The sequence below is a fragment of the Mycolicibacterium sichuanense genome, from assembly GCF_033741125.1.
Taxonomy (GTDB): domain Bacteria; phylum Actinomycetota; class Actinomycetes; order Mycobacteriales; family Mycobacteriaceae; genus Mycobacterium.
Genome location: NZ_JAWQPU010000002.1, coordinates 243009 through 268753, shown reverse-complemented (window position 1 = coordinate 268753; position 25745 = coordinate 243009). Strand labels below are relative to the sequence as shown.

General features: G+C 69.0%; 33 protein-coding genes. 22 read left to right on the top strand and 11 right to left on the bottom strand.

What is annotated here, in order from left to right:
• The first annotated feature begins 8 nt into the window (after nt 1-8).
• From SBI80_RS08165 to SBI80_RS08155, 3 genes are all read left to right on the top strand, one after another.
• On the top strand, nt 9-1451 hold the full coding sequence (locus SBI80_RS08165) for a septum formation family protein (RefSeq protein WP_318973969.1): 1443 nt from the start codon (nt 9-11) through the stop codon (nt 1449-1451).
• Between the two features lie 4 nt (nt 1452-1455).
• Nucleotides 1456-1806, top strand: a complete 351-nt coding sequence (locus SBI80_RS08160) for a metallopeptidase family protein (RefSeq protein WP_318973968.1) — start codon at nt 1456-1458, stop codon at nt 1804-1806.
• A 69-nt stretch (nt 1807-1875) separates the two neighbouring features.
• Complete coding sequence (locus tag SBI80_RS08155) at nt 1876-2067, top strand: hypothetical protein (protein WP_318973967.1); 192 nt, start codon at nt 1876-1878, stop codon at nt 2065-2067.
• Nucleotides 2068-2073: 6 nt separating this feature from the next.
• Here the strand turns inward: SBI80_RS08155 and SBI80_RS08150 are convergent, their stop codons facing one another.
• Entirely contained in the window at nt 2074-2754 is a 681-nt protein-coding gene (locus SBI80_RS08150) for a histidine phosphatase family protein (RefSeq protein ID WP_318973966.1), read from the bottom strand.
• Nucleotides 2751-3680 (bottom strand): prephenate dehydratase, encoded by a 930-nt coding sequence (gene pheA / locus SBI80_RS08145; protein WP_318973965.1) that lies wholly within the window; start codon nt 3678-3680, stop codon nt 2751-2753. Before pheA ends, SBI80_RS08150 begins: the two co-directional genes overlap by 4 nt.
• Before the next feature lie 116 nt (nt 3681-3796).
• On the opposite strand from pheA, the gene SBI80_RS08140 reads away from it, so the two are divergent.
• The 4 genes from SBI80_RS08140 to SBI80_RS08125 all read left to right on the top strand — a co-directional run bounded on the left by SBI80_RS08140 (nt 3797) and on the right by SBI80_RS08125 (nt 7376).
• Nucleotides 3797-4612 carry a DUF2470 domain-containing protein gene (locus tag SBI80_RS08140; RefSeq protein ID WP_318973964.1) on the top strand — a complete coding sequence of 272 codons (816 nt, stop codon included), beginning with the start codon at nt 3797-3799 and terminating at the stop codon, nt 4610-4612.
• 18 nt (nt 4613-4630) lie between these two features.
• Nucleotides 4631-5401, top strand: coding sequence for a CPBP family intramembrane glutamic endopeptidase (locus tag SBI80_RS08135; RefSeq protein ID WP_318973963.1), 771 nt, complete (start codon nt 4631-4633; stop codon nt 5399-5401).
• Nucleotides 5402-5444: 43 nt separating this feature from the next.
• Nucleotides 5445-6692, top strand: a complete 1248-nt coding sequence (locus SBI80_RS08130; protein WP_318973962.1) for an LCP family protein — start codon at nt 5445-5447, stop codon at nt 6690-6692.
• 138 nt (nt 6693-6830) lie between these two features.
• Entirely contained in the window at nt 6831-7376 is a 546-nt protein-coding gene (locus SBI80_RS08125; RefSeq protein WP_318973961.1) for a ferritin, read from the top strand.
• On the opposite strand, the gene SBI80_RS08120 is transcribed toward SBI80_RS08125, so the two are convergent.
• Genes SBI80_RS08120 through SBI80_RS08110 form a run of 3 tightly spaced genes read right to left on the bottom strand, consistent with a single transcriptional unit; the run spans nt 7373 to nt 9588 of the window.
• Nucleotides 7373-8215, bottom strand: coding sequence for a glycerophosphodiester phosphodiesterase (locus SBI80_RS08120; protein WP_318973960.1), 843 nt, complete (start codon nt 8213-8215; stop codon nt 7373-7375). The genes SBI80_RS08125 and SBI80_RS08120 overlap by 4 nt on opposite strands.
• Before the next feature lie 4 nt (nt 8216-8219).
• Nucleotides 8220-9227, bottom strand: a complete 1008-nt coding sequence (locus SBI80_RS08115; RefSeq protein WP_318973959.1) for a DUF4328 domain-containing protein — start codon at nt 9225-9227, stop codon at nt 8220-8222.
• Nucleotides 9228-9246: 19 nt separating this feature from the next.
• Nucleotides 9247-9588 carry a rhodanese-like domain-containing protein gene (locus SBI80_RS08110; protein WP_318973958.1) on the bottom strand — a complete coding sequence of 114 codons (342 nt, stop codon included), beginning with the start codon at nt 9586-9588 and terminating at the stop codon, nt 9247-9249.
• Between the two features lie 365 nt (nt 9589-9953).
• Between SBI80_RS08110 and SBI80_RS08105 the strand changes: the two genes are divergently transcribed.
• Entirely contained in the window at nt 9954-10109 is a 156-nt protein-coding gene (locus tag SBI80_RS08105; protein WP_318973957.1) for a hypothetical protein, read from the top strand.
• A gap of 85 nt (nt 10110-10194) precedes the next feature.
• Here the strand turns inward: SBI80_RS08105 and sodN are convergent, their stop codons facing one another.
• Nucleotides 10195-10617 carry a superoxide dismutase, Ni gene (gene sodN, locus SBI80_RS08100; protein ID WP_318973956.1) on the bottom strand — a complete coding sequence of 141 codons (423 nt, stop codon included), beginning with the start codon at nt 10615-10617 and terminating at the stop codon, nt 10195-10197.
• An 85-nt stretch (nt 10618-10702) separates the two neighbouring features.
• Between sodN and SBI80_RS08095 the strand changes: the two genes are divergently transcribed.
• The 3 genes from SBI80_RS08095 to SBI80_RS08085 all read left to right on the top strand — a co-directional run bounded on the left by SBI80_RS08095 (nt 10703) and on the right by SBI80_RS08085 (nt 12554).
• Complete coding sequence (locus SBI80_RS08095) at nt 10703-10990, top strand: S24/S26 family peptidase (protein ID WP_318974373.1); 288 nt, start codon at nt 10703-10705, stop codon at nt 10988-10990.
• A gap of 118 nt (nt 10991-11108) precedes the next feature.
• Entirely contained in the window at nt 11109-11642 is a 534-nt protein-coding gene (locus tag SBI80_RS08090) for a peptidase (RefSeq protein ID WP_318973955.1), read from the top strand.
• Between the two features lie 513 nt (nt 11643-12155).
• Nucleotides 12156-12554 (top strand): helix-turn-helix domain-containing protein, encoded by a 399-nt coding sequence (locus tag SBI80_RS08085; RefSeq protein WP_318973954.1) that lies wholly within the window; start codon nt 12156-12158, stop codon nt 12552-12554.
• Nucleotides 12555-12605: 51 nt separating this feature from the next.
• On the opposite strand, the gene SBI80_RS08080 is transcribed toward SBI80_RS08085, so the two are convergent.
• The 3 genes from SBI80_RS08080 to SBI80_RS08070 form a co-directional block, all read right to left on the bottom strand.
• Nucleotides 12606-13724 carry a hypothetical protein gene (locus tag SBI80_RS08080; RefSeq protein ID WP_318973953.1) on the bottom strand — a complete coding sequence of 373 codons (1119 nt, stop codon included), beginning with the start codon at nt 13722-13724 and terminating at the stop codon, nt 12606-12608.
• Nucleotides 13721-14212 (bottom strand): DUF955 domain-containing protein, encoded by a 492-nt coding sequence (locus SBI80_RS08075; protein ID WP_318973952.1) that lies wholly within the window; start codon nt 14210-14212, stop codon nt 13721-13723. Before SBI80_RS08075 ends, SBI80_RS08080 begins: the two co-directional genes overlap by 4 nt.
• Before the next feature lie 61 nt (nt 14213-14273).
• Complete coding sequence (locus tag SBI80_RS08070; RefSeq protein WP_318973951.1) at nt 14274-15032, bottom strand: hypothetical protein; 759 nt, start codon at nt 15030-15032, stop codon at nt 14274-14276.
• On the opposite strand from SBI80_RS08070, the gene SBI80_RS08065 reads away from it, so the two are divergent.
• The 8 genes from SBI80_RS08065 to rraA all read left to right on the top strand — a co-directional run bounded on the left by SBI80_RS08065 (nt 15022) and on the right by rraA (nt 20096).
• The gene (locus SBI80_RS08065) at nt 15022-15366 is read left to right on the top strand and encodes a hypothetical protein (protein WP_318973950.1); all 345 of its coding nucleotides are present in this window, start codon (nt 15022-15024) and stop codon (nt 15364-15366) included. The two genes, SBI80_RS08070 and SBI80_RS08065, sit on opposite strands and share 11 nt — an antisense overlap.
• 334 nt (nt 15367-15700) lie before the next feature.
• The gene (locus SBI80_RS08060) at nt 15701-16357 is read left to right on the top strand and encodes a DUF6474 family protein (protein WP_318973949.1); all 657 of its coding nucleotides are present in this window, start codon (nt 15701-15703) and stop codon (nt 16355-16357) included.
• Between the two features lie 113 nt (nt 16358-16470).
• Entirely contained in the window at nt 16471-16899 is a 429-nt protein-coding gene (locus SBI80_RS08055; RefSeq protein ID WP_318973948.1) for a hypothetical protein, read from the top strand.
• 39 nt (nt 16900-16938) lie between these two features.
• Entirely contained in the window at nt 16939-17634 is a 696-nt protein-coding gene (locus SBI80_RS08050) for a YcnI family copper-binding membrane protein (protein WP_318973947.1), read from the top strand.
• Entirely contained in the window at nt 17634-18137 is a 504-nt protein-coding gene (locus tag SBI80_RS08045; RefSeq protein WP_413232689.1) for a copper resistance CopC family protein, read from the top strand. The genes SBI80_RS08050 and SBI80_RS08045 overlap by 1 nt, the downstream gene beginning before the upstream one ends.
• Complete coding sequence (locus SBI80_RS08040) at nt 18134-19072, top strand: CopD family protein (protein WP_318973945.1); 939 nt, start codon at nt 18134-18136, stop codon at nt 19070-19072. Before SBI80_RS08045 ends, SBI80_RS08040 begins: the two co-directional genes overlap by 4 nt.
• Nucleotides 19073-19129: 57 nt before the next feature.
• Nucleotides 19130-19585: a hypothetical protein gene (locus SBI80_RS08035; protein ID WP_318973944.1), complete on the top strand. Its 456-nt coding sequence runs from the start codon at nt 19130-19132 to the stop codon at nt 19583-19585.
• Nucleotides 19586-19613: 28 nt separating this feature from the next.
• Complete coding sequence (rraA, locus tag SBI80_RS08030; protein ID WP_318973943.1) at nt 19614-20096, top strand: ribonuclease E activity regulator RraA; 483 nt, start codon at nt 19614-19616, stop codon at nt 20094-20096.
• Here the strand turns inward: rraA and SBI80_RS08025 are convergent.
• Nucleotides 20093-21562 carry a flavin-containing monooxygenase gene (locus SBI80_RS08025; RefSeq protein WP_318973942.1) on the bottom strand — a complete coding sequence of 490 codons (1470 nt, stop codon included), beginning with the start codon at nt 21560-21562 and terminating at the stop codon, nt 20093-20095. The two genes, rraA and SBI80_RS08025, sit on opposite strands and share 4 nt — an antisense overlap.
• Nucleotides 21563-21639: 77 nt before the next feature.
• On the opposite strand from SBI80_RS08025, the gene SBI80_RS08020 reads away from it, so the two are divergent.
• Both SBI80_RS08020 and dinB read left to right on the top strand, forming a co-directional pair.
• Nucleotides 21640-22281 carry a TetR/AcrR family transcriptional regulator gene (locus SBI80_RS08020; RefSeq protein ID WP_318973941.1) on the top strand — a complete coding sequence of 214 codons (642 nt, stop codon included), beginning with the start codon at nt 21640-21642 and terminating at the stop codon, nt 22279-22281.
• 96 nt (nt 22282-22377) lie between these two features.
• Nucleotides 22378-23622 carry a DNA polymerase IV gene (gene dinB / locus SBI80_RS08015; protein ID WP_413232674.1) on the top strand — a complete coding sequence of 415 codons (1245 nt, stop codon included), beginning with the start codon at nt 22378-22380 and terminating at the stop codon, nt 23620-23622.
• Here the strand turns inward: dinB and SBI80_RS08010 are convergent.
• Nucleotides 23619-24623, bottom strand: a complete 1005-nt coding sequence (locus tag SBI80_RS08010; RefSeq protein WP_318973940.1) for a PHP domain-containing protein — start codon at nt 24621-24623, stop codon at nt 23619-23621. The genes dinB and SBI80_RS08010 overlap by 4 nt on opposite strands.
• Nucleotides 24624-24721: 98 nt before the next feature.
• Between SBI80_RS08010 and SBI80_RS08005 the strand changes: the two genes are divergently transcribed.
• A complete protein-coding gene (locus SBI80_RS08005; RefSeq protein ID WP_318973939.1) occupies nt 24722-25735 on the top strand; it encodes an EspA/EspE family type VII secretion system effector in 1014 nt (337 codons plus the stop codon).
• The last annotated feature ends 10 nt before the right edge of the window (nt 25736-25745 follow it).

Here is a 25745-nt window from a genome sequence, read left to right as displayed (position 1 = left end):
CTGTCACAATGGACCGGATGTCGGATCCAGCCACCACCGCAGAACTGGGCACCACCCAGTCCGCGGCCGAAGCTGCCGAACCGAGGAGCGGGCCGACCTGGTGGCGCAGTCTGCAGGCCGCCTCGACCCGCCGCGCCCTGTTGCTCACCGCACTCGGAGGCCTGCTGATCGCCGGTCTGATCACCGCGATTCCCGGCACCGGCCCCGGCCTCAGCCCGATCGGTCTGAACTCCGGTTCGGCCTTGCTCGGCAGCGGTGCGCGCGGCAACGCCACCTTCGACCACGCCCAGAGCGGGACCTGCCTGAACTGGCCCGAACAGGTACCGGACGCCGCCCAGATCGTCGACTGCAAGGACGAACACCGCTTCGAGGTCGCAGAGGCCATCGACATGCGAACGTTTCCCGGCACCGAGTACGGCCCCGATGCCGCGCCGCCGTCGGAAGCCCGGATCAAACAGATCAGCCAGGAGCAGTGCCAGGCGGCGGCCCGCCAGTACCTCGGCGCTAAGTACGACCCCAACGGCCGGTTCAGCGTGAGCTTGGTGTGGTCGGGCGACAAGGCGTGGCGCCAGGGCGGTGAGCGTCGGATGCTGTGCGGCCTTCAGCTCGCGGGCCCGGACAACCGCCAGCTCGCGTTCGCCGGCAAGGTCGCCGACATCGACCAGTCCAAGGTGTGGCCGGCGGGCACTTGCCTGGGCATCGACCCAGCCACCAATCAACCGACCGACATCCCGGTCGATTGCGCCAAGCCGCACGCCATGGAGGTCACCGGTTCGGTGAACCTCGCCGAGAAGTTTCCCGGCCCGGTGCCGCCCGACGGTGACCAGGACCAGTTCGTCAAGGACGCCTGCACCAAGATGACCGACGACTATCTGGCGCCGGTCGCACTGCGCAAGACCACCTTGACGCTGATCTACAGCACCATCTCGCTGCCGAGCTGGACGGCGGGCAGCAAGCAGGTCTCCTGCAGCATCGGTGCCACGCTGGGCAACGGTGGCTGGTCCACCCTGCTCAACAGCGCGAAGGGCCAGTTGCTGATCAATGGGCAGCCGCCCGTCGCGGTCCCCGACATCCCGGAGGAGCGGTTGGACATGCCGCCGATCCCGTTGCCGCCGGTCGATACGTCCTCGCAGGTCAACACTCAGATCGACCTGAGCGATCAGAGCAGCGGTCAGAGCACGCAGGGCAACAACCACCTGCCCGGCCAGCAGCAGGCCGGGCCCACCCAGACCCAGACCTCCTCGGCGCCCACCAGTTCGGGCGCGGTCCCGCCGCCGCAGGGCAACACGTTCCTGAATGGACCGCCGCCAGCACCAGGACCGGTCGGTGACGGTCAGCAGGCACCCCAGGACGGACCTGCCGTCGGCGACCCCGCCGCGTCACCTCCGCCCGGGGACGTCGTCGTCCCGCCTGCGGCTCCGGTCCTGCCCGGCCCAGCACCGGGTCAGTGACCCCGTGACCGTGCGGATGAGCCCGCAACGGTTCGAGGAGCTGGTGTCCGACGCGCTGGACGAAATCCCGCCCGCGCTGGCCAAGGCGATCGACAACGTCGTCGTACTCGTCGCGGACCGCCACCCCGAGGAGCCCGATCTGCTTGGCCTCTACGAGGGCATCGCCCTGACCGAACGCGACTCGACGTACTTCGGCTCCCTGCCGGACACCATCACGATCTACCGCGACGCGTTGCTGGACATCTGCGAGACCGAGGGCGACGTCGTCGAGGAGGTCACCGTGACGGTGATCCACGAGATCGCCCACCACTTCGGTATCGACGACGATCGTCTGCACGAGCTCGGCTGGGCGTGACGGCTCCCAACCCCGATCCGCCCCGCGCGGCAACCACCGTTCGTCGGTCCACGGTGCTACAACGGGGCTATGACCAGTCCGTGTCGCGAGTGCCGCGAAGGCCTCGACCACTGCCACGGCACCGTCGTGCACCACGTTCGCCACCGCGTCGAATGCACCGAGGACTGCGCAATGCCGGACGGGCTGCACTCCTTCAGCATCGACTGCGAGGCCGTCGGCTGCGCCTGCGCGGAGACCCTCGAGGTCACCCGGGTCTCCTGAGCCGGGTCAGCCCATCGGGTCGGCGCCATACACCGACTCGTCGACCGGATGCTCGACGGTGGGGAATGGCGGCGTGAACGCCCCCCACCGCAAGCAACTCCAGCGGCCATCGGTGATGGGGCTGAGCACGACGCTCTCGGTGTTGGCGAGGTGGTGTTCGATCGCGAACCCCGGGTCGACGCCCGCCAGCACCGCGCCGACCAGCCGGATCGCCGCGCCGTGGCTGACCACCACGACGTCGCCCGTCCACGCGTGGTCGTCCAGGTAGCGCATGCGCAGCTGGGTCACCACCGGCACGTAGCGGGCCAGCACCTGCTCGGCGCTCTCGCCACCAGGCTGGTGAACGGCGTGCTCACCCTCCTGCCACAGCTGGTAGATCGCGTTGAACTCTTCATGCGCGGCATCGTCGGTCCGGCCCTCCAGATCACCGACCTGAACTTCGTGGATGCCGTCCAGCTCGATGGTGCTCAACCCGCGCTGAGCGGCGATCTCCTCGGCCGTCTGGATCGCGCGCAGCGCCGTGGAGTGCGCCACCAGGCCGACGGGGTGCTCCCAGTCGCGGCCGAACGTCCGCGCCTGCTCGAGTCCGAGGTCGGTCAGCGCGGCGCCGGGCGGCCGGGTGTCGAGCTGGCGTGCGACGTTGCCGTGCGACTGCCCGTGCCGGACGAGGACCAGCCGGCCGGTCATCGGCCCCGCCCCTCTCGGAGCGCGGCCAGCCATGCAACGGACTCGTCGGTGACGGGCGGCGTCGCACCCGCGGGGCAACCGGTTGGCCATGAACCCAGATATCTCACCTCTGCACAACGTCGGTGCAGCGCCCGAAGTGCCTCGGCGACGGGATCGTCGTCGATGTGACCGACACAGTCCAGGAAGAACACATAGGTGCCCAATTCCGTTCGGGTCGGCCGCGATTCGATGCGGGTGAGGTCGATGTCACGCATCGCGAACTCCGTCATGGCCGACACCAGCGCTCCCGGCACGTTGGCCAGTCGCAGCACCACCGACGTGCGGTCCGCGCCGGTGCGGGCCGGCGGTGGCCCCGGTGGCCCGACCAGGACGAACCGCGTCCTGGCATTCGGTTCGTCGACGACGCCGTCGGCCAGCGTGGCCAGGCCCAACCGCCGGGCGGCAAGCGCCGTGCTCACGCCCGCGTCCGCCCGGCCATCCGCGACGTCGTGGGCGGCCGCCGCATTGGAGGTGGCGGCCACGGTGTGGGCATTCGGCAGGTGTTCGCTCATCCAGCGCTTGACCTGGGCGGCCGCGACGGGGAAGGCGGCGACGGTGTGGACGTCGGCCGGCTCGGTGCCCGCGCGGACGGCGATGCTGAACGCGACGTCGAGGGTGTGTTCGCCGATGATCTGCAGTGGCGTGCCGGTGGCCAGGCTGTCCATCGTGGGCACGACCGAGCCCTCGATGGAGTTCTCGATCGGCGCGCAGGCGTAGTCGGCCGCGCCGGCACGGACGGCGGCCAGGGCCCCATCGGCACTGTCGCACGCGACCGGGACGACGTCCTCGCCAGGTGGGGTGCCGGGGATGACGCCACCCGCCGCCATCTGCAACAACGCCGCCTCGCTGAAGGTCCCCTCGGGACCGAGGTAGGCGACGCGTGGCACGGGTCAACCCTATCGGCCCGCACCCACTGCCGTGGCGAACGTCGCCCCTACGGCTTGCGCGAGCAAGTGAGGCTTGCCTAAGTTAGGGTTACCTCACTCGATGGAAGGCAGGCGCGATGATCGGCGACGCGGCGGCAGGAACGTCCCTGGCAGCACCCAGCACGGCCGAACGGATCCGCAGCGCGTGCGCGCGCGGCGGTGGCGCCATGCTGGCCGTCGAGGGAAGCGAGCCAACGCCGACACCCGTGCATCAGCTGCTCGACGACGGCTCGTTCGCCGTCACCGTGCCCTCCCGTGGGGCGCTCGCCGAAGCCATCGTGACGTCGGGAGCGGCCGGTGTGCAGGCCGTGCTGGAGATGACCGACTTCGCACCGCTGCCGTTGCGCGAGCCGGTGCGCGCCCTCGTGTGGATCAGCGGCCGGGTGTTCCACGTCCCGCCGTCGGACGTGTCGTCCATCCTCGACCTGGTCGCCACGAAGAACCCGAATCCCGGTCTGCTGCAGGTCAACACCGACGACCGTGAAGCCACCGACGGTGACGCCCCGCATTCACTGGCGCGCTTGGAGGTCGACTCGATCGTCGTGGCCGATTCGACGGGCGCCGAGTCCGTCGGCGTCGGCACGCTGCTGGACGCCGAACCCGATCCGTTCTGCACGCTGGAGTCGGGTTGGCTGCAGCATCTGGAATCGGCGCACCGCGACGTCGTTGACCGGCTGGCCAACCGGCTGCCCTCGCCGCTGCGGCGCGGCCGGGTCCGCCCCCTCGGGCTGGACCGCTACGGCGTCCAGCTCCGCGTCGAGGCCGAGGACGGCGACCACGACGTGCGGCTGCCGTTCGCCAAACCCGTCGACGACGTCACCGGGCTGAACCAGGCCATCCGCATCCTGATGGGCTGCCCGTTCCTCAACGGGTTGCGCGCCCGCCGCGTCTGATCCCCTAGCGTTGCTCGGGTGACCGGGCCGACCGACGAACTGCTGACCGACCCCCGCAGGCGGACCATCCGGCTCGAGATCGCCGTCGTCCTCGCGGTGACGTTCGGGCTGTCCGCCTACACCGCGCTGGTCAGCCTGATCGAGGCCGTCCTGCTTGGCCTCGCCGGCCAGAAGGTGACGCTGAACCGCAGGCTCTCACCGATCGACCTCATCAACCTGGCCCTGAACCTCGCCTCGGTGTTCCAGCTCGTCGCATGGGGGTTGCTCGGGCTGTACCTGTTGTGGCGCAGCGGTTTCGGCCCCAGCCGCATCGGGCTTGGCCGCTTCCGCTGGCGACCCGATCTACTCGGCGGGCTCGGTCTGGCCGCCTTGATCGGCATCCCCGGCCTCGGCCTCTACGTCGCAGGACGCGCGCTCGGCATCGGGGTCGCCGTCGTGCCATCCGAGCTCGGCGACACGTGGTGGCGGATCCCCGTCCTGCTCGCGGTGGCCTTCGCCAACGGCTGGGCCGAAGAGGTCATCGTGGTGGCGTTCCTCATGACGCGGCTGCGCCAGCTCGGCATGTCACCCACGGCCGTGCTGGCGGCGTCGGCGCTCCTGCGCGGCGCCTACCACCTGTATCAGGGCTTCGGCGCCGGCCTCGGCAACCTCGCGATGGGAGTGGTCTTCGGCTACGCGTGGCGACGGACCGGGCGCCTGTGGCCGCTGATCGTGGCGCACGGCCTGATCGACGCCGTCGCCTACGTCGGCTACGCCCTGCTGGCCAACCACCTCGGTTGGCTCGGTTGATCATCGCCCCTCACCGGCGATTCCTCGACGTACATTCATTCCCGTGACCGACGACCGGCCGCCCCACTTCGGGCCCGACCCGCGACGTATCCGGCCGTCGCAAGAGCCCTCGCAGGTGATCCGCCGCGACCCCAACTACCGGCCACCCGTCGCCCCTGCGCCCGCAGCGCCTCCGCCACGGCGACCCGCACCCCCACCGGTCCCCCCGCAGCACCGCCCGCCACCGCCGCCGGTCACCCGGCCGGCCCCACCTCGCCGCCCCCCGCCGCCCGTACCGCCACCACCCCCGGTGGCCAAGAGCGCGCCGCCGCCCCGCGTCCGGCGACCGCGTCGCCGACGCCGGTTGGGCCGCCTGATACTGGCGTTGCTGCTCGTCGCCGTACTCGCCCTGGTAGGCACCGCCGTATGGGTCGACAGGACGCTGCACCGCATCCCGGCCCTGACCGCGCTGCCCGACCGGCCACCCGCCGGAAGCGGGACCACCTGGCTGCTCGTCGGATCGGACAGCCGACAGAACCTCACCCCCGAGCAGCAGGCCGAGCTCTCGACCGGCGGGGACCTCGGCAACGGCCGCACCGACACCATCCTTCTGGTGCACGTGCCCGGTCTCGGCGCGAACGTTCCCGCCACGATGGTCTCGATCCCGCGCGACTCATACCTGGCGATCCCCGGTCACGGCCAGGACAAGGTCAACGCCGCCTACGCGCTTGGCGGAGCGCCGCTGCTGGCGCAGACGGTGGAGCAGGCGACGGGTCTGCGCCTGGACCACTACGCCGAGATCGGCTTCGACGGGTTCGCCGCGATGGTCGACGCCGTCGGCGGTGTCACGATGTGCCCCACCGAGCCCATCAGCGACCCGCTCGCCGGGATCGACCTGCCCGCGGGGTGCCAGGAACTGGACGGCCGCACCGCCCTGGGTTACGTGCGTTCGCGGGCGACCCCGCGCGCCGACCTCGACCGGATGACCAACCAGCGGCAGTTCATGTCGGCGCTGGTGCGCCGCGCGTCCAGCCCCGCGGTGTGGGCGAACCCGCTGCGCTGGTACCCGATGGCCCATGCCGCCGCGGGGGCGCTGACCGTCGACACCGGGGCGCACGTCTGGGATCTGGCGCGCCTGGCCTGGGCGCTGCACGGCGGCATCACCACGACCACGGTGCCGATCGGCGACTTCGCCAGCGGCGACGCTGGTTCGGTGGTCGAGTGGGACACCGACGCGGCGACGCGGTTGTTCCACGCGCTGGCGACCGACACTGCCATTCCCCAGGACGTCCTCGATGCAGGCAATATTTAGTCGATCCTTGGTTTGCCAGAATCGTCAGCAAACATCGTGCGCCGGCTGTCGGCCAGGTCACACCGATTAGGCGACGCTTTCCTTATTTAGTCTGACCTTTGCTGACAAATGGTCCTGACCTGCAGTAGCGTCCTTGGCATGACTGGCGAATTCACCCCTGACACCAAGTTCCACCACCTGCTGCAGGAGCAGATCCGCAGCGAATTCACCGCCTCGCAGCAATACATCGCGATGGCCGTGCACTTCGACGGCGCCGACCTGCCGCAGCTCGCAAAGCACTTCTACGCCCAGGCCGTCGAGGAACGCAATCACGCGATGATGCTGGTGCAGTACCTGCTCGACCGCGACGTGGAGGTGGAGATCTCCGGCATCGACGCCGTGCGCAACCACTTCGAGTCGCCGCGGGTCGCGCTGCAGTTCGCGCTCGACCAGGAACGCACCGTCACCGAGCAGATCAGCAGACTCGCCAGCGTCGCCCGCGACGAAGGCGACTACCTCGGCGAACAGTTCATGCAGTGGTTCCTCAAGGAGCAGGTGGAGGAAGTCGCGACCGTCACCACCCTGGTCCGAATCGCCGACCGCGCGGGGGCCAACCTGTTCCACCTGGAGGACTTCGTGGCGCGTGAGTTGTCCGTGGCAGCGGCCGACGCGACAGCGCCCAAGGCCGCGGGCGGAGCTCTCTAGCCCGCGCCGTCCGGTTGGTCGAGGCCGGCCTGGGTCAGCCCGTTCTGCAACCACTCCTTGGTGCGGCCGGGGTGGTTGGTGGCGACCCAGGCCACCCCGACGTCACGGCAGTACTGGACGTCCTCGTAGTGGTCGACCGTCCAGCAGTACAGCGCCCTGCCGTTGGCGGCCGCCCGGTCGACGAGTTCGGGATGCTCACGCAGCGTGGCGATCGACGGTCCCACGGCGGTGGCCCCGACCGTCGTCGCCGCGCTGCCGCCCAAGTAGCGGGACGTCTCCCCGAGCAGGACGGTCGGCAGCATGGGCGCGGAACGACGGATCCGCCACACGGCCGCTGCCGAGAACGAGATGACCACGGCACGGGCCAGGTCGGCCGATGCCGGGGAGGCGATGCCGTAGCGATGCAGGAGCGCGAGCACCTTGCTCTCCACCAGTGCGCCGTAGCGCACCGGGTGCTTGGTCTCGATGAAGATCTTGACGGGCCGGTTCCAGTCCAGGACCAGCGTCAGCAGATCGTCGAGGGTCAGCAGGCCGGTCTCGCCCTGGCCGCCATCCGATCTCCAGCTGGAATGCCAAGAGCCATAATCGAATTCACGCAATTCCGCCAGCGTCATCTCGCTGACCAACCCGGTGCCCGTCGACGTGCGGTCGATGCGCCGGTCGTGCACGCACACCAGGTGGCCGTCGCGAGTGAGCCGCACGTCGCACTCCACCCCGTCGGCGCCCTCGCGCAACGCCAACTCGTAGGCCGCGATGGTGTGTTCCGGACGCTGTGCCGATGCTCCGCGGTGGGCCACCACGAACGGGTGGCCGGCGAGTGCTCCGTCGGCCGAAGTCATGGGCCTATGCTGCCGGTTCGTCCCGCTCGGACTCAACCCGGGGCGCGGAATCAGCCGGTTCCTCGGCGACGACGACCCACCGCTTGACCGGTCGATCGACCGCCTGGTGTTCGAACGCGCGGTACATCTTCACGGTCAACAGCAGCGCCGCGAGCGCAGTCAGATACGCGATCGTGGTGGCCACCGTGTTGTTCGCGATGCCCTGCGCATCCCGCGTGAAACTCGTCGCGAAGGCGAACACCGACACCGCGAAGCTGACCCACCACGCACCCCACCAGACCACGATGGGCGCACGCAGCCAGGTGAGCCGGCCCTCCACCCTGGCGAGCTCGATGACGAACACCGGCGCCCAGAACAGGTTGACGAGCGGCACCAGGCAACCCAGCCATAGCTGCCACGCCGGCCGGGGGTCCGACTCGTCGTGGCGGGCGTAGGCGACGGCGCGGCGGGAGATGAGCCAGTTGGTCAGGACCACCGCCGCGGCGATCATCGCGAAGAACGCAACGACGCTGACCGCCACACCGGCCCAGGTCGCCACCCCGGCCACGAGCGGGTGCAGCAGCCGTGAGCGGTTGTACAGCAGCAGCGCGTAGTTGGCGATGTGCACCAGCGCGGCCACGCTGAGCGCGATCAGCATCACCATCAGCGTGATCCGGACCATGCGTGCCGACGCCCGTGGCGCCTCGACCGCCTGCGGCGGTTCCACGGGAGCGATTCGATCCTGCAGACCCCACCGGGGGATGACCGCGTACCGGGGCGTCGGCCCCAGCGGTGGACGCACGCGCCGGGCTGGTGGAGGCGCGCCCGGCCGTACCGCAATCCAGCGATATCCGGCGGGCAACCGGGGCCGGGCACCCGTGGCCGCCTGCTGGCCACCGCTCGCCCGGTCCGCCCACTGCGGCTCCGGTTCGGTGGACGGCGCCAGCAGCGATCCCTGACAACGGGGGCACCAGACGCGCTGACGGTCGCGCACGTTCCATCGCGTGCCGCACCGTGAACAGACCTGGATCACGGGACCAGCCTACGGTCCGTCAAACGGTGCCGGCAGAGCCGTCGTCGGTGACGACGGGTCGCCCCGCTGCGACCCACTCGAGCATGCCGCCCGCCACGTTGATCGGTTCGTAGCCGTTGCGGGCCAGATACTGGGCCACCCGCATCGACCGGCCGCCGGCATGACACACCACGTAGAGCGTGGCATCCGGGTCGATCTCGGCCATCCGCGCCGGAACGTCGCCCATGGGGATGTGCTGCGAACCCGCGGCGTGCCCCCGCTGCCATTCGTCGTCCTCCCGGACGTCGAGCAGCACCACCGAATCGTCGAACTTCTCGGGAACCTCGGCGATCCGAGCCTGCGACACCTGGTCGTCACTCACTGCTTCGCCACCTCCTTCGTCATCGATCAATGCTGGCACGGCAGTCTTGGCAACCGGTCGCCTATCCACAGTTTCCACAGGTTCATGCACAGGCTCGGATCAGCGCGAAACCCGCTGAACCGGCGAATCTGGCATTCACCTGGAACCAGCTGGGGATAACGCTGTACTCCGAACGGCCAGTGATCAACAGGTTCCGCGACGGTGAGCGAAAAGCGTCGTCAGGCTAACGACTTACGGCGTCGTGACCGCACGCGTGCATCGATTTTTCTGTCACCGTCGAAGAGGTTATGATCGCGATCACAACCGCGGGTTGTGACAGATCTCACCGGGGGGACACGATTGATAGCGCAGGTCAGGAGCTGTTGATGGCATCGCATCCGCTGGGCCGGGGAGCCGTTCCGCCGTCCGAATGGCAGACGTCGGGAAGTGTCTATACGCACAGTCAACTGATTGCGTGCGTGCGGGCCGGTGTGATCGCACTCGTCCTGCTCGGCGTGCTCGCCCTGATCATCCTGACCTGAGCTTCCATACGACCCTCAGCTCCACACGACGAAGGCCGACACAGCGCTCGCGCGCTGGTCGGCCTACGTCGTTACTGGGGGTAGATCAAGCAGGCGGGTAGACGCCCATGTCCTTGGCCTTCTCGGTCTGCCAGAAGATGTCGGCGATCTCGTCGATGGTCTTCAGCAGCTTCTCGGCGACGGCGACGTCGAGGGACTTCTTGACGTCACCCGCGCCGTGCACGCCCTCCCAGAACAGCTGGTGCAGGTTCGGGAACTGCTCGAAGTGATCCTTGGTGAAGAAGTCGGCCCACAGCACCATCAGGTGGTGCTTGACCTCTTCGGCGCGCTGCTCCTTGATGATGATGGCGCGCGTCTTGAAGTGCTCGTCGTCGGAGTCGTGGTACTTCTTCAGCGTCTTCAGGCACGACAACGCCTCGATCTTGGCCTGGGCGGGGTCGTACACGCCGCAGTACAGATCGCAGTGGGCGTGGGCGGGAGTGGCATTGGAGAAGAGTCGTTGCAGCATGGCCTTAACTTACCCTTTGGGGGTGGGCGACAACCATCCCTCTGGCCGCATCCCGCTACGGCTGTTCAGGGTGGTCGAAGACTCTATGCGGCCGGCGCTGCAACCCGGTGACGGACTCGTCGCCTGGCGCGGTGGCCAGCTCCGGCAGGGCCAGTTGCGACTGTTTCGCGATCCGCGCTCGTCGGCCCGGTGGCTCGTCAAGCGCGTGGGTGAGGTCTACGAATCCCCCAGCGGGACGATCTTCGAGGCGCGCTCGGACGATCCCCGGGCGCCCGGGGCGGCCGACTCCCACGAGTTCGGCTGGGTATCCGCGGCGGGCACCTACCGGGTGGTGTGGACGGTGAGGGGCTCGCGCGGCGGGCCAGCCACGTAACCGTCGTATTTCTGGCACTCGTGTCCTCTTGCGTGCTAGTGCCCGCCTATCGCATCCTTTCGGGATCGACCCACAGCCGTGTCGGGCGGCAATCAGTGCGCACCGATCGGAGGCGAGGATGGACACCGGATCTCATGGAGCCATCGAAGTCGCACCCTTCCACTCAGGTGGCTCGCTCAAGGGCTTCGTCGTGTCGGGCCGGTGGCCGGACTCGACCAAGGAGTGGGCCCAGCTGCTGATGGTGGCGGTTCGAGTGGCCTCGCTGCCTGGCCTGCTGTCGACCACCACGATCTTTGGCGTGCGGGAGGAACTTCCCGACGAGCCGGCTCCCGGCACGGTCGGGCTGGTGATGGCCGAGGGCACCGTGGTCGGCGACGCCGCCATTCCGCCCGGATACTTCGCCCGCAAGCAACCGCCCGCGCTGCTGATGCTTCATCCCCCGTCGGAGACCATGCCATCACTCCCCGAGTGCGCGGGCGCCGCGTCAGGGTGTGTCCTGCTACCCGGGCTGCCGCACCTCGGCCTCGACCATCGAGCGGCCTGGGTGGAGGCCGAATCCGACGGCACCATCACCTCGATGGTCAGTCAGGTCGGCGTGGACCCCATCACGCATCCGGATACCGCGGTGCTCGCCATGCTGCTCGCCGCCTGATCCCCCACGCGCCACGCCGAATCGACCCCGTCCGTGCCGCGCCGTGCGCGATTCGTGGACTAATTCCCAGTAAATAGCCACTGGCTACTGTCAGTCGAACGGCCGACAGCCCGATCATCTCCCCCCTTATCCGAGATTGACGTGCGCGAAAGCAGTCGCGGACCGGGCTACCTGCAGGATCGTTCACCAACTGAGCAAATAACTGATGCCGTCGACTGCGGATCGAACGCAGATTGCCGGAGCGGAAATCGAGACACATCGGGCTGCTGTCGCTAGCCTTCCAGCGCAGGGCAAAACAACTCGAGCGTTAGTATTTGCTTGCCGGCGCTGCACTTCGGCGACGTCGACGCCAGTGAAAATCGCTGCTAGACGTCACGGAGTTCGGTCCGAACATGTCGCGAGACGGACTTTTCGGTGGTTTGCACTTGGTTGTCGGAGGAACTCTCGCTACGATGATCAGCAAATACGCCGCAAAGCAGGACCGCTCGCAACGGCTAAGTGGAGGACACATCGATGAGCATGACTTTTTCCGCCAGGTTGAACCGCTTGTTCGACACCGTTTACCCGCCTGGACGCGGGCCGCACACGTCGGCTGAAGTCATCGCCGCGTTGAAGGCCGAGGGCATCACGATGTCGGCTCCGTACCTGTCGCAGCTGCGATCGGGCAACCGAACCAACCCGTCGGTCGCCACCATGGCGGCACTTGCCAACTTCTTCCGCATCAAGCCGGCGTACTTCACCGACGACGAGTACTACGAGAAGCTCGACAAGGAGCTGACCTGGCTCGCCAGCATGCGCGACGAGGGCATCCGCCGCATTGCCGCGCGCACCGTCGGATTGTCGCCGGAGGCTCAGCAGGACCTCGTGCAGAAGGTCGACGAGCTGCGCCGTCAAGAGCACCTCGACGATTAGCCCTCTCGACCCGTAGCTCTCAGCGGTGCGGCATTCCGCGAACGGGTGTCGTCAGGACGCCGCAACGCTGACGTGCTGCTCGAGCGTGCGGTACTGATCGGCGATCGCCAAGATCCATTCCCGATCCGAGTACGACGGCGGTTGGCGTAGCCAGTGCGGACCGGGAAATGCGGCGTGCACCGAGTCGCGATCGCTGCCTCGACCAGCGTAGATCCACTCCGCTATGCGAAGCGCCTGCTCCTCCGGTTCGACCGGAGGACTCTCCTGGGCGTCGGCTGACGCCCCGGCGTCGTCACCGCCGAGCGCCCTGGTGGCCTCTAGATACAGTGCGTCGGAGATCAGCGACATCTGCTCGGCCACCCGGAACAGCAGCGGCCCGCGCGGCCGCACCCCGATCCCGACGTTCGGGTGCCGGCGACTCAGCTCGTCGAGCAGCGGCTGAATGACGCGCAGTTCTCGCCGCGCCCCGAACCAGTCCTCCACGCTCGGCAGCAGGGAGCCGCTGGCCACCACGAGCATCGCGCAGCCGAGCAGCGTCGCGGCGGTGCCGACCCCGATGAATCCCGTCGTCCCGACGGCCCGCAGCAGGAAGAACGCGCTGGCAAGCACGATGAGGACCACCCCGGTGGTGAATACGAACAGTGCGCGACCACGGCGTGTGCGGTTCGAGTGCCGAACGCCGGCCCACACCACCAGCGTCAGCGCCAGCATCACGTAGAGCAGCGGCAGCAGCCAGGACACGTTCGTCGCGCCGGATCCGAGATTGCGCCGCAGGTACTCCTCCGGTGCCATCTCTGGCTGCTGTGGAGAGGTGAAGAACGCGATCAGCGTGACCGCAGCGATGAGCGCGGCCACACCGTACTGGATCATCGCGATGCGGCGGATCGTCGCCGGCTTACGCTCGGACGCCGCCGAGGTGATCATCACGCAGCTGCCGGCGGCACAGGAGATCAACGCCACCTGGCTCAGCACGGTGGACACGTTGGGCCACCGCACCAGGGTGTCGATCAGCAGTGTCAGCGGTTGCCAGTTGAGCGCAGCCACCAACCCGAGACTGCCCAGCGCCAGGATCATGGCCGCGCTGACGAGCGACTGCTTGTTGACGAGTGCCCAGCCAATGCGCAGGCCGGTCGCCAGTCCGAGGAGACCGGCAATCACCCAGATGATCAACCAAACGCCTCTCCGAGCCGCACCTGCACGATGGATGCGCGGTCGGACGGCAGGCGACCCAGACGGTAGATGAGCAGCGCGGCGAAGTCCTCGGCCTCCTGCTCGAGGTCCTCCCCACTGGGCCCCATGCAACCGGTTCGCTGGTTGAGCATGTACCCGATGAGGTCCGAACTGGCGAATTCGGTCTGGCCCCTAGCCGCCTCGACGACGGAGATGCCCTCGTGACCGAGGACGAGGTGGCCGAGTTCGTGGGCGAGCGTCCGGTCACCGGCGGGCAAACCTCGCTGGATGAGGAAGACGTCCCGATCGGCGTACTGACGCCACTGGCCGCAGACTCCCGCGGGCAGGTCGGCCATCTTCAACTGGATCTGACGACCGCGGCTCTCGGCGACGGCGTCCACGAGACGCGCGAGTGACACTTCGCCACGCCGAGGGGCAAGGTCGAGGACCTCACTGACGGCGCGGGTGACGCGACGGCTGGCTGGCATTAGAACCCCCTCTCATGAGTCCACTATCCCCGTTCTCGGACGCTGTAGCCCACTAAACCCCTCAACCCATGAAGCGCGCCGTGCCATTGGCGCGCAGGGTGTGTCCCGCGCGGGCCTGCCGGTAGCCGACGAGCCCACCCGCTCCGGTGAGCACGAGGATGCCCGTCACCCCTGGAACGGCGACCGCGGCCATCTGTCCGACGCCCGCCGCGCGAAGATACTCCCCATATCCTGCCCGGTACGACGCCGGCATGGCGCCGTTGCTCGGACCGAAGGCGGACGGGTTCGGCCGGCCCGGGTTGGACGGCTCGACCCTGTTCTCCGAGCTGCCTCCCGGCGTCCGCGGCGCCGACGGCGTCCCTGGCCTGGGACCGGCGCCCCGGCCGGCGGCTCCCCCGCCAGCACCGCCACCACCGCCTGCCCCGGTGCCCGGCACGATGGCGGGAAGCGTCAGGGGTCCGAAGGGCAGCTCCGCCGCGACCGTGGCCAACCCACCGATCACGTCAGCGACCGGGTCGACGGGCAGGACGGGCAGCGGGGGCGGGACGACCGCGGGCAGTTGCATCAGCGGTGGCGCCTGCGGCACGCCGACGCCGACGGGCGGCTTGCCGATGCTCGTGCCAGCGCCGTTGCCGCTGCTGCCTCCGACGGACGGCTGTCCTGGCGGCAAGCCCCAGCACCACGGCCAGTGCCAGCCGACTCCGGAACCGTCCGGCGGCGCCGGGGGGCCCGTCGTGGTGGTGGTGGTGGTGGTGGTCGTCGTGGTGCTGGTCTGGGTAGTGGTCGGGATCGACGTGGTGGTCTCGGCCGTGGTCGACACAGCGGTGGTGTCAGCGGTGGTGGCTTCGGCGGCCGCGGTCTCGCGCGCCGCGGCCGCGGATTCGCCAGCGGTCGGCGAAGCCGTCTCGGACGAGGCACTTCCCGACGCCTCGGAGAGTTTGCTGGAAGATGAGACGCCCGTGCTGGCGGTGGATCCGCCTGCGGCCAATCCATTGCGCCCGTCGCCCAGCTGCATGGTCGGCATCGGCGCCGTCACGGTCTGGGTGGCCGCACCCGTCGCACCTGCACCGGACGCCGGCGTCGACGGCTCCGAGGGCGTGGCCGTGCCGGCACCCGTCGACGGCGCGGACGAGCCCGCAGACTCCCCCGCCTGACCAGCGTCCGGATCGGCAAACGCCATCGCGGCACCAGCACCAGCCACGAGCAGCCCGGACGTCACCACACAGGCCGCCGCGGCGATTCGCAATCGCGTAGCCACGTGCCCCCACACCTCTCACCACGCCAAATGGGTGCCCTTGCAGCACCCATGACGGCGCGCCCACTGTGCGACGATTCTCGCACAATCGGGCGATCTTGTTTGCTGGAGCCCGAAAACCGTGACCTTGGGGCGGGGTGCGAAGGGTCGGCGGCGCACCCGGCATTAGTGTTGGCGGCACTAGCACAGCCACGATCGCCAGATCACGACGAGATGACCGGGAGGCAGCCGGGATGGGCTTGTTCATACGGCGCAAGAGCCGGGCAACTCGGCGTGCGGAGGCCAAGGCCATCAAGGCCAAGGCCAAGCTGGAGGCGAGGCTGTCGGCCAAGAACGAAGCCCGACGCATCAAGGCCGACGCAAAACGCCAAACCAAGGCCATCAAGGCCGGGCTCAAGGCGCAACGAGACAGTGACCGCGCTGCCCTGAAGGTTGCTGAGAACCAGCTCAAGGCGGCGCGCGAGGGTCAGCTGCTCTCACCGGCGCGCATTCGCCGTAGCTTGACGATTGCGCGCATGCTGGCGCCCGTCTTGGTTCCGGTCGCCTACCGTGCGGTCGTCGCAGCCAGGGGTTACGTCGACGAGCGCCGTGCGGACCGGCTGGGCGTTCCGCTCAGCCAGCTCGGCCAGTTCTCCGGTGCGGGCGGTGCCCTCTCCGCGAGGATCGCCGGCGCGGAGCAGACGTTGTCGAAGGTGGCCGCGAAGAGTCCGAAGGACGCCGAGACCAAGCAGTTCGTCTCCGCCGTCACCGATCGGCTGCGCGACCTCTCCGCAGCGGTCACCGCCGCCGAGAACATGCCGACCCCGCGGCGCCGGGCGGCGCACGCCGCGATCGCCGATCAGCTCGACGGTGTCGACGCCGACCTGATGGCTCGTCTCGGAGTGGTCTGATCGCACTCGCACGCATCGGCTCGACCGCTCCGGCTGCGATTCTGCGCGGAGCGGCGACCGGTGCGCTGACCGCCGTCCTCGCGGTCGCGGCGCACGCCTCGGCGGGTGGAGGGTTGCCCACCAGCCCGACGACGGCGCTGCTCGCCGTGCTTTCCCTCACGCTGGGCGCCGGCGTCGCCACCTCGCGACGGACCGAGCAATTCACCGTGCTGGTCTGCGTGCTGGCGGCCGGCCAGCTGCTCGGTCACCTACTCCTCGGCATCGATGGGCACACCCACCACCCCGCCGCGACCGCGCCGTGGTCGACGATGCTGGCAGCCCATGTCACGGCGGTCGCCGTCGGCGCCGCGCTGATCACGATCGGCGGCCGGCTCTGCGCGGCGATCTCGCGCGTGCTGCTCGCCGTCGCGCCGCGCCTGCGTCTTCCCGTCGCCGCGCCGGCTGCGGTCGTCCTCCGCAGCGCGGACCAGCCACTGCAGTCCGCTCGCCTGCTTCGTACGTCGTTGTCTCATCGCGGTCCGCCGGTGGTCTTCGCCCCCTGACCCCGAAGACCATCAGACGACAGAAGGCAACAACCCAATATGAGAACCATTCATCGGGCGTACTCACGCGCCCTCATCACGACTGCGGCGACGGGCGCGGTCATGTCGATCGCGCTGCTGTCGGGCACCGCGCCGGCGTGGGCGCACGTCCACGTCGACGCGGACGACGCAGCTCCCGGCAGCACCGCGGTGCTCACCTTCCGCGTGCCGGGCGAATCCGAGAAGGGCGCGCTGACAACTGAATTCAGCGTGGACCTGCCCAACGTGGCCTCGGCCCGGACCGAAGTCATGCCGGGCTGGACGGCGCGGCTGGACCGCGACGTCAAGGCAGGGACCGTCCGGTCGGTCACCTGGACGGCCGCACCGTCGGTCGGCATCTCACCCGATCAGTTCGCCCGGTTCGACGTGTCGGTGACGCTGCCCAACGAGCCGTCGGTGACCTTTCCGGCCACCCAGACGTACTCGGACGGCACCGTCGTCAAATGGGACGAGCCACCGCTGCCCAATGGCGCCGAGCCCGAGCACCCCGCCCCGGTGCTCGACCTGACCGGGCCCCCCGGCGGGCACGACGCACCGCCGGCGGCACCCACCGCCTCGGCGGCACCAGCCGTCGAGCCCGCCGCCGTGCAAACGGTGCCGGCCCCCGACGACACCGCACGGTGGCTGGCGGGTGGCGCTCTGCTGCTCGCCGCGGTGGCCGCCGTGCTGGCATTCACGGGACGTCGCCGGACATGATCGGGCGGGTGGCAGCCGCGACGCTGGTCTGGGTCCTGTTGGCGAGCTCCGCCCTCGCGGGGGCGGGGGTCGCGTCGGCCCACGCCGTGCGGATCTCGACCGACCCCGCCGCCGACGCCTCGGTGACAGCGGGGCCCGCACGGGTCAGCGCCACGTTCAACGAGCAGTTGCAGACTGACTTCGCGGCCATGACGGTCGTGGGCCCCGACGGCAACCTGTGGTCGACGGGGAGCGTGCAGGTCACCGGGGCGGTTGCCAGCGTCGCGCTGCTACCCCTCGGCCCGACCGGCACGTACACCGTCAACTACCGCGTCACGTCGGCAGACGGCCACGTCGTCTCCGGTTCGTGGTCGTTCACCTTGACGGTCGCGGGAACCGGGTCACCAGGGCCGAAGATCGCCCAGCCCGCTGGCGGCGGCGACGGTCTTCCGGTGTGGCCGTTCATCGTGCTGGCTGCGGTGATCGTGGCGGGCGGCGCGTGGGTCGCGTTGCGCCGCAAGTGAATCGACTGCCCGCGGCGATCCTCGGCGCGCTGTGCGTCGGGGTCGCCGCGGGAGTCGCCTGGGGGTTGGCGTATCCGCAGAATGCCCTGGCGCCCAGCCTGGTTCGGGCGCTGAGTGACGGTGCGGCCGTGGCGGCGTTTGGCCTCGCCATCGTTCCCGCCTACGACGTCGAGCGCTACCGCGGGGAGCTCGGCCGTCGCGCCTCGCGCCCGCTGATCGTGGCGGCGGCGGTGTGGGTGGTGGCCGAACTCGTCCGGCTGCTGGTGGGCGCGGCCGAGGCCGCGGGCGCCTCCACCGGGCGCGTCGACGTGCGCACGGCCGTCGTGTTCGCCACCGATACCGCCGTTGGGCACGCGGGTGTGGTGTGTCTAGGGGCGGCGGCGGTGGTGTGCGCGCTGGCGGTGGCCGGGGCGCGAGAAGGAGTGCGTCCCGCCTCGACGCTGGGAGTGGTCGTCGTGGGCGCGTCGGCGATCGGGGTGGGGGGCCGCAGCCTCGTCGGGCACCTGTCCGAGAGTCCATGGGGCGGGATCGCAGTGGCGGTCCACACGCTGGCGGCGGCGATCTGGTGCGGCTCGCTCGCGGCGCTGGTGGCGACGGTGACTCACCGCGGGCAGTGGGCCAGGGTGCTTCCCCGGTTCTCCCAGGTCTCGCTGGGGTGCGTCGTCGTGCTGCTGGTGTTCGGAGTGGCCGGGGCGGCGGTGACCCTCGGCTCACCGGCCGACCTGTATGCCACCGGCTACGGGCGGGTGCTGATGGCGAAGATCCTCGTCACGGTGGTGCTGGTGGTGCTGGCCGCGCGCAACCGCGCGGCGTGGCTGCCCGCCGCGCGTTCGCACCGTGCCACCGCTACCGTGTCTCGCGTCAGGTCCCGGGTCGAGTTGGCCATCATGGCGATGGCCCTGACCCTGGCGGCCGCGCTGGCGGTCACGGGTTAGCCGATGTGGACCAACTGGCATGATGGGCACACTGCCGATTGCAAAGGAGCAGCCACCATGGCCGACGAGCAGGATCGACCGGGCGAATCGCCCAACGATCAGTCTCCGAGTGCGGGTGCCGACCCGGCACCGCAGCCGTCGAAGCCTCCGGCCAAGGCCGCGAAGAAGGCGCCTGCCAAGAAGGCACCGGTCAAGGCCGTGAAGAGCACACCGGCCAAGAAGGCCCCCGCCAAGAAGGCCGAGCCGGCGAAGAAGGCACCCGCGAAGAAGGCGACGCCGCCGCCCGCCCCCGCCACCCCGGGCCCCGGCCCGGCCACCAATGGCGATGCCGCGCAGACGTCGCCCGCCAAAGAGGCGGCTGCTCAGGCGAAGTCGACCATCGCACAGGCACCCACGCCCATTCCCCTGCCCGGACCCGAGCCGTCGCGACTGCCGATCGTCGCCGCGGTCGCAGCGGGCGTGTTGGCCGTCTTGGTAGTGCTGCTGGTGCGCCGCAGTTCCGACGACGACTGACCCGGGAAGGGGTCGCTAGCATCGAGCCGTGACCATCGAACCGCGCGCCACGGCCGACCTCGTCGACGACATCCATCCCGACGTCCGCAGCTGCGATCTGCAGCTGGGGAACTACGGCGGCAGGACCATGTTCGCGGGGCCCATCACCACCGTGCGCTGCTTCCAGGACAACGCCCTGCTGAAGTCCATCCTCTCCGAGCACGGCGACGGCGGCGTGCTGGTGATCGACGGCGAGGGCTCGCTGCACACCGCGCTGGTCGGCGACATCATCGCCGGCCTTGGCGTCGAGAACGGGTGGGCCGGGCTGATCGTGCACGGTGCCGTCCGCGACGCCGCGGCACTGCGCACCATGGACATCGGCATCAAGGCGCTGGGCACCAATCCGCGCAAGGGCACCAAGACCGGCGAAGGCCACCGCGACGTGGCGGTGACCTTCGGCGGTGTGACGTTCGTGCCCGGCGAGATCGCGTACTGCGACGACGACGGAATAGTGGTCGTCTCGGGGGACTAAACCCCTACGGGCGCATGGTGCTTGGTGAAGTGCAGCGCTTCGTCGTCGACCTTGCCCTGGCGGATCATCCGGACGTCGAGGAAGTAGTTCTGCTTGAGCTTCCATGGCGTCTTCGAACCTGCCTTGGGCAGGCTGTCGAGCGCCCGCAACACGTACCCCGGGGTGAAGTCCATCAGCGGACGCTCGTCGACGGAGTCGCCGGGATGCTCTGGCACGACGGTGTCGAAACCGTTGGCGTCCATGTAGTTCAGCACGCGGCAGACGAATTCGGAGACCAGGTCTGCCTTCAGCGTCCACGAGGCGTTGGTGTAGCCGATGGTGAAGGCCATGTTCGGCACGCCCGAGAGCATCATGCCCTTGTAGGACATGGTCTCGGTCAGGTCGATGGGCTCTCCGTTGCGGCGCACCTCGGCGCCACCGAACAGCCGGAGGTTCAGACCCGTTGCGGTGACGATGATGTCGGCGTCCAGGACGTCACCGGAGTTCAGCTTGATGCCCTCGGGGACGAACGTGTCGATGGTGTCGGTGACCACGTCGGCGTTGCCCTTGCGGATGGTCTTGAACAGATCTCCGTTGGGCGCCAAGCAGAGTCGCTCGTCCCACGGGTTGTACCGCGGACCGAAGTGCTTCTCGACGTCGTAGCCCTCGGGCAGCCGGCGCTGCGCCATGGTCAGCAGCGTCTTGCGCATGTAGTTGGGGAACTTGCGCGCCAGCTGGTACTGCGCGGTGCTGAAGAGGATGGCCTTCCAGCGGTTCACCACGTGGGCGGCCTTCTCGGGCAACAGCTTGTTGACGCGCTCGGCGATCGGGTCGACGTCGGGCAGCGAGCCGACGTAGGTCGGTGAGCGCTGCAGCATGGTGACGTGCCCTGCGCCGCTGTTGATCAGCGCCGGTATCAGCGTGATGGCGGTGGCGCCACTTCCGATCACGACGATCTTCTTGCCGGCGTAGTCGAGATCCTCCGGCCAGTGCTGCGGGTGCACGATGGTGCCGGAGAAGTCCTCGGCACCAGGGAAGGTCGGCGAGTAACCCTCGTCGTAGTTGTAGTAGCCGGTCGTTGCGAACAGGAACGAGCAGGTGATCGTCTTCTGCCCGCCGTCGGTGTCGACGGTGACCGTCCAGCGGTTGTCGGCATCGGACCAGTCCGCGGCGATGACCTGGTGGTTGTAGCGGATCTTCTCGTCGATGCCGTTCTCGGCGGCGGCTTCCTTGATGTAGGCCAGGATCGATGGACCGTCGGCGATCGCCTTGGCCGACGTCCACGGCTTGAACCGGAAGCCGAGGGTGAACATGTCCGAGTCCGAGCGAATGCCGGGGTACTTGAACAGGTCCCACGTGCCGCCCATGTTCGCGCGGCGCTCGAGGATGGCGTAGCTCTTCGAAGGGGAGCGGTCTTGCAGGTGCCAGGCCGCGCTGATGCCGGAGATGCCGGCGCCGACGATCAGGACGTCGAGGTGTTCTGTCATGGCGACACGTTATCAACACCGTGTCGAATAGGTCAACAGTGTGTTGAATATTTCGACATGCAGTAAAGTCGACACCCGTGACCACCGCCAGCACCGCACGATCCGGCCGCGGACGCCGCTCGACGCGTCCGTCCGGTGACGATCGTGAGGCCGCGATCCTCGCGACTGCCGAGCGCCTGCTGGAGGAGAAGAAGTTCGCCGACATCTCCGTGGACGACCTCGCCAAGGGGGCGGGATTGTCGCGGCCGACGTTCTACTTCTACTTCCCGTCCAAGGACGCGGTGCTGCTGTCACTGATCGACCCGCTGATCCGGCGGGCCGACACGGGCTTCGACGGGGCGATGCAAACCCTGCCCAGCGATCCTCGCCGCGCGTTCCGGGAGGGCATTCGCACCTTCTTCACCGCGTTCGGCTCGCACAGCGTCGTCGCGCGCGCCGGCACCGAGGCGCTGGCGACCAGCTCCGAACTGCGAACCGTGTGGTCGGCATTCATGCAGAAGTGGATCGACCAGACGGCCGCGCTCATCGAGGCCGAGCGGGCCCGCGGCGCGGCCCCGGTGACGTTGCCGGCACACGACCTCGCCACGTCGCTGAACCTCATGAACGAACGCACCATGACGGCCACGCTGGTCGCCGAGAGCGGCGCGGTGGCCGAGGATCGGATCGTGGACACCCTGGCGCACATCTGGCTGACCAGCATCTACGGCGAAGGCCAGTAGCCGCACCGTCGCGAGGGTGAATCTGGCGACGCCCATCCTGGGATTTCCGTCGCCAGATTCACGCTCGGCGTCGGTCCTGCATGCGAACATGTGTTCGTGTCGATCAGGCAGTCGGGCGAGGCGACGCGGTCCTCTGGTCCGCCTCGGGACTCGGCGTCCATCCTGCACGCCGACCTCGACTCCTTCTACTCCTCGGTCGAGCAGCGTGACGATCCGTCGCTACGGGGCCGGCCCGTCATCGTCGGCGGCGGGGTGGTGCTCGCGGCGAGCTACGAGGCCAAGGCGTACGGCGTGCGCACCGCGATGGGTGGCCGGCAGGCCCTGCAGCTGTGCCCGCACGCGATCGTGGTGCCGCCGCGGATGGCGGCCTACTCCGAGGCCAGCGCTGCGGTGTTCGAGGTGTTCCGCGACACCAGTCCCTTGGTCGAGCCACTATCGGTGGACGAGGCGTTTCTCGACGTCAGCGGCTTGGCCCGCGTCTCGGGCACACCGGTACAGATCGGGGCCGAGCTGCGGGAGCGGGTCCGCGACCGGGTCGGGCTGCCCATCACCGTCGGCATCGCCCGCACCAAGTTCCTCGCCAAGGTTGCCAGCCAGGAGGCCAAGCCAGACGGGTTGCTCCTGGTGCCGCCGGACCGCGAGCTGGCGTTCCTGCATCCGCTGCCGGTGCGGCGGCTCTGGGGCGTCGGGGCCAAGACGGCCGACAAGTTGCACGCCCACGGCATCCGCACCGTGGCCGACGTCGCCGAACTCAGCGAGTCCATGCTCGGCTCGATCGTCGGTGGCGGCATGGGCCGCCAACTGTTCGCCCTGTCCCACAACATCGACCGCCGACGGGTCGTCACCGGGGTGCGGCGCCACTCGGTGGGTGCGCAACGCGCGCTTGGGCGCGCCGGGAACACCATGTCCGACGGGGAGATCGACGCCGTCGTCGTCAACCTCGTCGATCGCATCACCCGCCGGATGCGTCGGTCCGACCGCACCGGACGCACCGTCGTCCTGCGCCTGCGGTTCGACGACTTCACCCGTGCCACCCGCTCGCACACCCTGCCGCGCGCGACCGCCTCGACTGACGTCATCCTCGCCACCGCAAGGGCTTTGGTGGCCGCGGCAGCCCCGGTGATCGCCGAACGCGGCTTGACGCTGGTGGGCTTCGCGGTGTCCAACATCGACCGCGAGGGTGCACAGCAGCTGGAGTTGCCGTTCACCGCAGAGCACGACCGGGTGGCGCTGGACGCCGCGGTCGACGAGGTGCGCCAGCGCTTCGGCAACGCCTCCGTGATGCGCGGAGTGCTCCTGGGCCGCGACCCTGGGCTGGAGATGCCTACGCTGCCGGACTAGGCGCGGGTCCACTCCAGGAGTCGGTCCACCGGCCAGGTGTTGACGATCCGGTCGACGGGCACGCCGTTGTCGAGTGCACGTTGCGCGCCGTAGCCCAGGAAGTCCAGCTGTCCGGGGGCGTGGGCGTCGGTGTCGATGGAGAACACGCAGCCGATCTCCAGGGCCATCGTCAACAGCCGTGTCGGCGGGTCGCGACGCTCGGGCCGGGAGTTGATCTCGACGGCGGTGCCGTGATCGCGGCAGGCGGTGAAGACCTTCTCCGCGTCGAAGGCCGACTCCGCCCGGATGCCGCGGGAGCCCTCGACGAGCCTGCCCGTGCAGTGACCGAGGACGTCGGCCTTGCCGTCGGAGACCGCCCGGACCATGCGCCGCGTCATGGCCGCGGCGTCCATCTTGAGCTTGGAGTGCACGCTGGCGACCACGACGTCGAGCCGCTCGAGCAGGTCGTCGTCTTGATCGAGGCTACCGTCGTCGAGGATGTCGACCTCGATGCCGGTCAGGATTCGCATGGGCGCGAACGTCTCTCGCAGTTCGTCGATGACGTCGAGCTGCTCGCGCAGGCGGTCGGCGGACAGCCCGTTGGCCACGGTCAACCGCGGCGAGTGGTCGGTCAGCGCGCAGTACTCGTGGCCCAGCATCGCCGCAGTGGCCATCATCTCCGAGATGGGCGCCGAGCCGTCCGACCAGTTGGAGTGCAGATGTAGATCGCCCCGTAGTGCCGCGCGGATCTCGCCACCACCGAGATCGGTTGCCGCCGAGCGCAGTTCGACGAGGGTGTCGGGTTCGCGCCCCGCCCACGCCTGGGCGATCACCTTCGCGGTCTTGGGCCCGACACCGGGCAGCGTCTGCCAGCTGTTGGCCCTGCCGTGATGCTCGCGCTGGGCGTCGTCGAGCCGCTCCACGACGTCGGCCGCATTGCGGTAGGCCATGACACGTCGCGAATCCTCGCGGGCGCGGTCCTTGTAGAAGGCGATTTGGCGCAGCGCCGTGACCGGGTCCATGGGTCCAGTGTGCCCGCGTCGATGCAGTTCGAAAATGCCGCGAATGCACCCCGAAATCGGCTGTTAGGGTTTCATCGACACGAAGAGGGGGTTGCTCCGTGGGCCTGCTGGATGACCTGGGGAAGATGCTCGACGCCGTCGAGACACCGACTCCCCTAGACCTGGTCAACGGGGTTCGCGGCGCGTGGACCGATGTGCCCAATCTCGCCAAAGACCTGGTCGAGGGCGATTTTCACTCGGCATTGAACGACGGACGAAGTGTCATCGGCGACGCCAACGACGTCGTGCAGGGGCTCGCCAGTCTCGGCCTCAACATGGGTGGCGCCACCGGTGCGTTCGCCAACAGCAAGGTAACCAAGCTCGCTGAATCCAAGGTTCTCTCCGCCGCACAGCTGGCGATCGACGGCCTGAAGAAGTCGACCGGGTCCGGAGAGCCGTACACCGGTGACGAATTCCGAAGATCTAGCCAACGCTTGGCCGAGGTCACCGAGACGTTGATCGCCGCTGAGCCCCATACGGATCGCTGGGACGGTACGGCTTCCCAGGTCTACGACGCGGTGAACGCGTCACACCGACGATGCGCGTCCGACGTGAGTGCCGCCGATGAAGCCGTGGCCCAGGTCCTCGACATCGAAGCCGGCCAGGTCTCTCGAACGCGTGAGACGCTAGATGAGACGTCGCAGAACCTCACCGACTACGACCTGGCGACGTGCTGGATGAATGCCACCCCACCGACGGCTGCCATCAAGTTCACCATGGATGTCGCGGCGGCCGGAGCCGCCATGGCGACCGTCAACACGACGCTGGCCATCTTGGTGAAGAACAGCACGGAGAATGCTCTACGGATTCTCGAGCTTCTGAGCGCCTACGAGAGTGCCGGCGCCGACACATCGGGCAATCCCATGGGTGGGTGTGAGATCTTCTCGGTTCCCGATGCAGGCCATCCGCTGGCGCGTCCCGATGATGCGACGCCGCTGCCCGATCCCGCGGACGGTACTCAAAGACCGTCCCGCTCCCAACCGAACACGCCCTACACCGTGCCGAGCCCCGAGGTGCCCCCCGCGCCGACACCGGCCACCCCATACGGAGCGCCGGCGTCGCCGCCGCGCTGATTGCGATTGG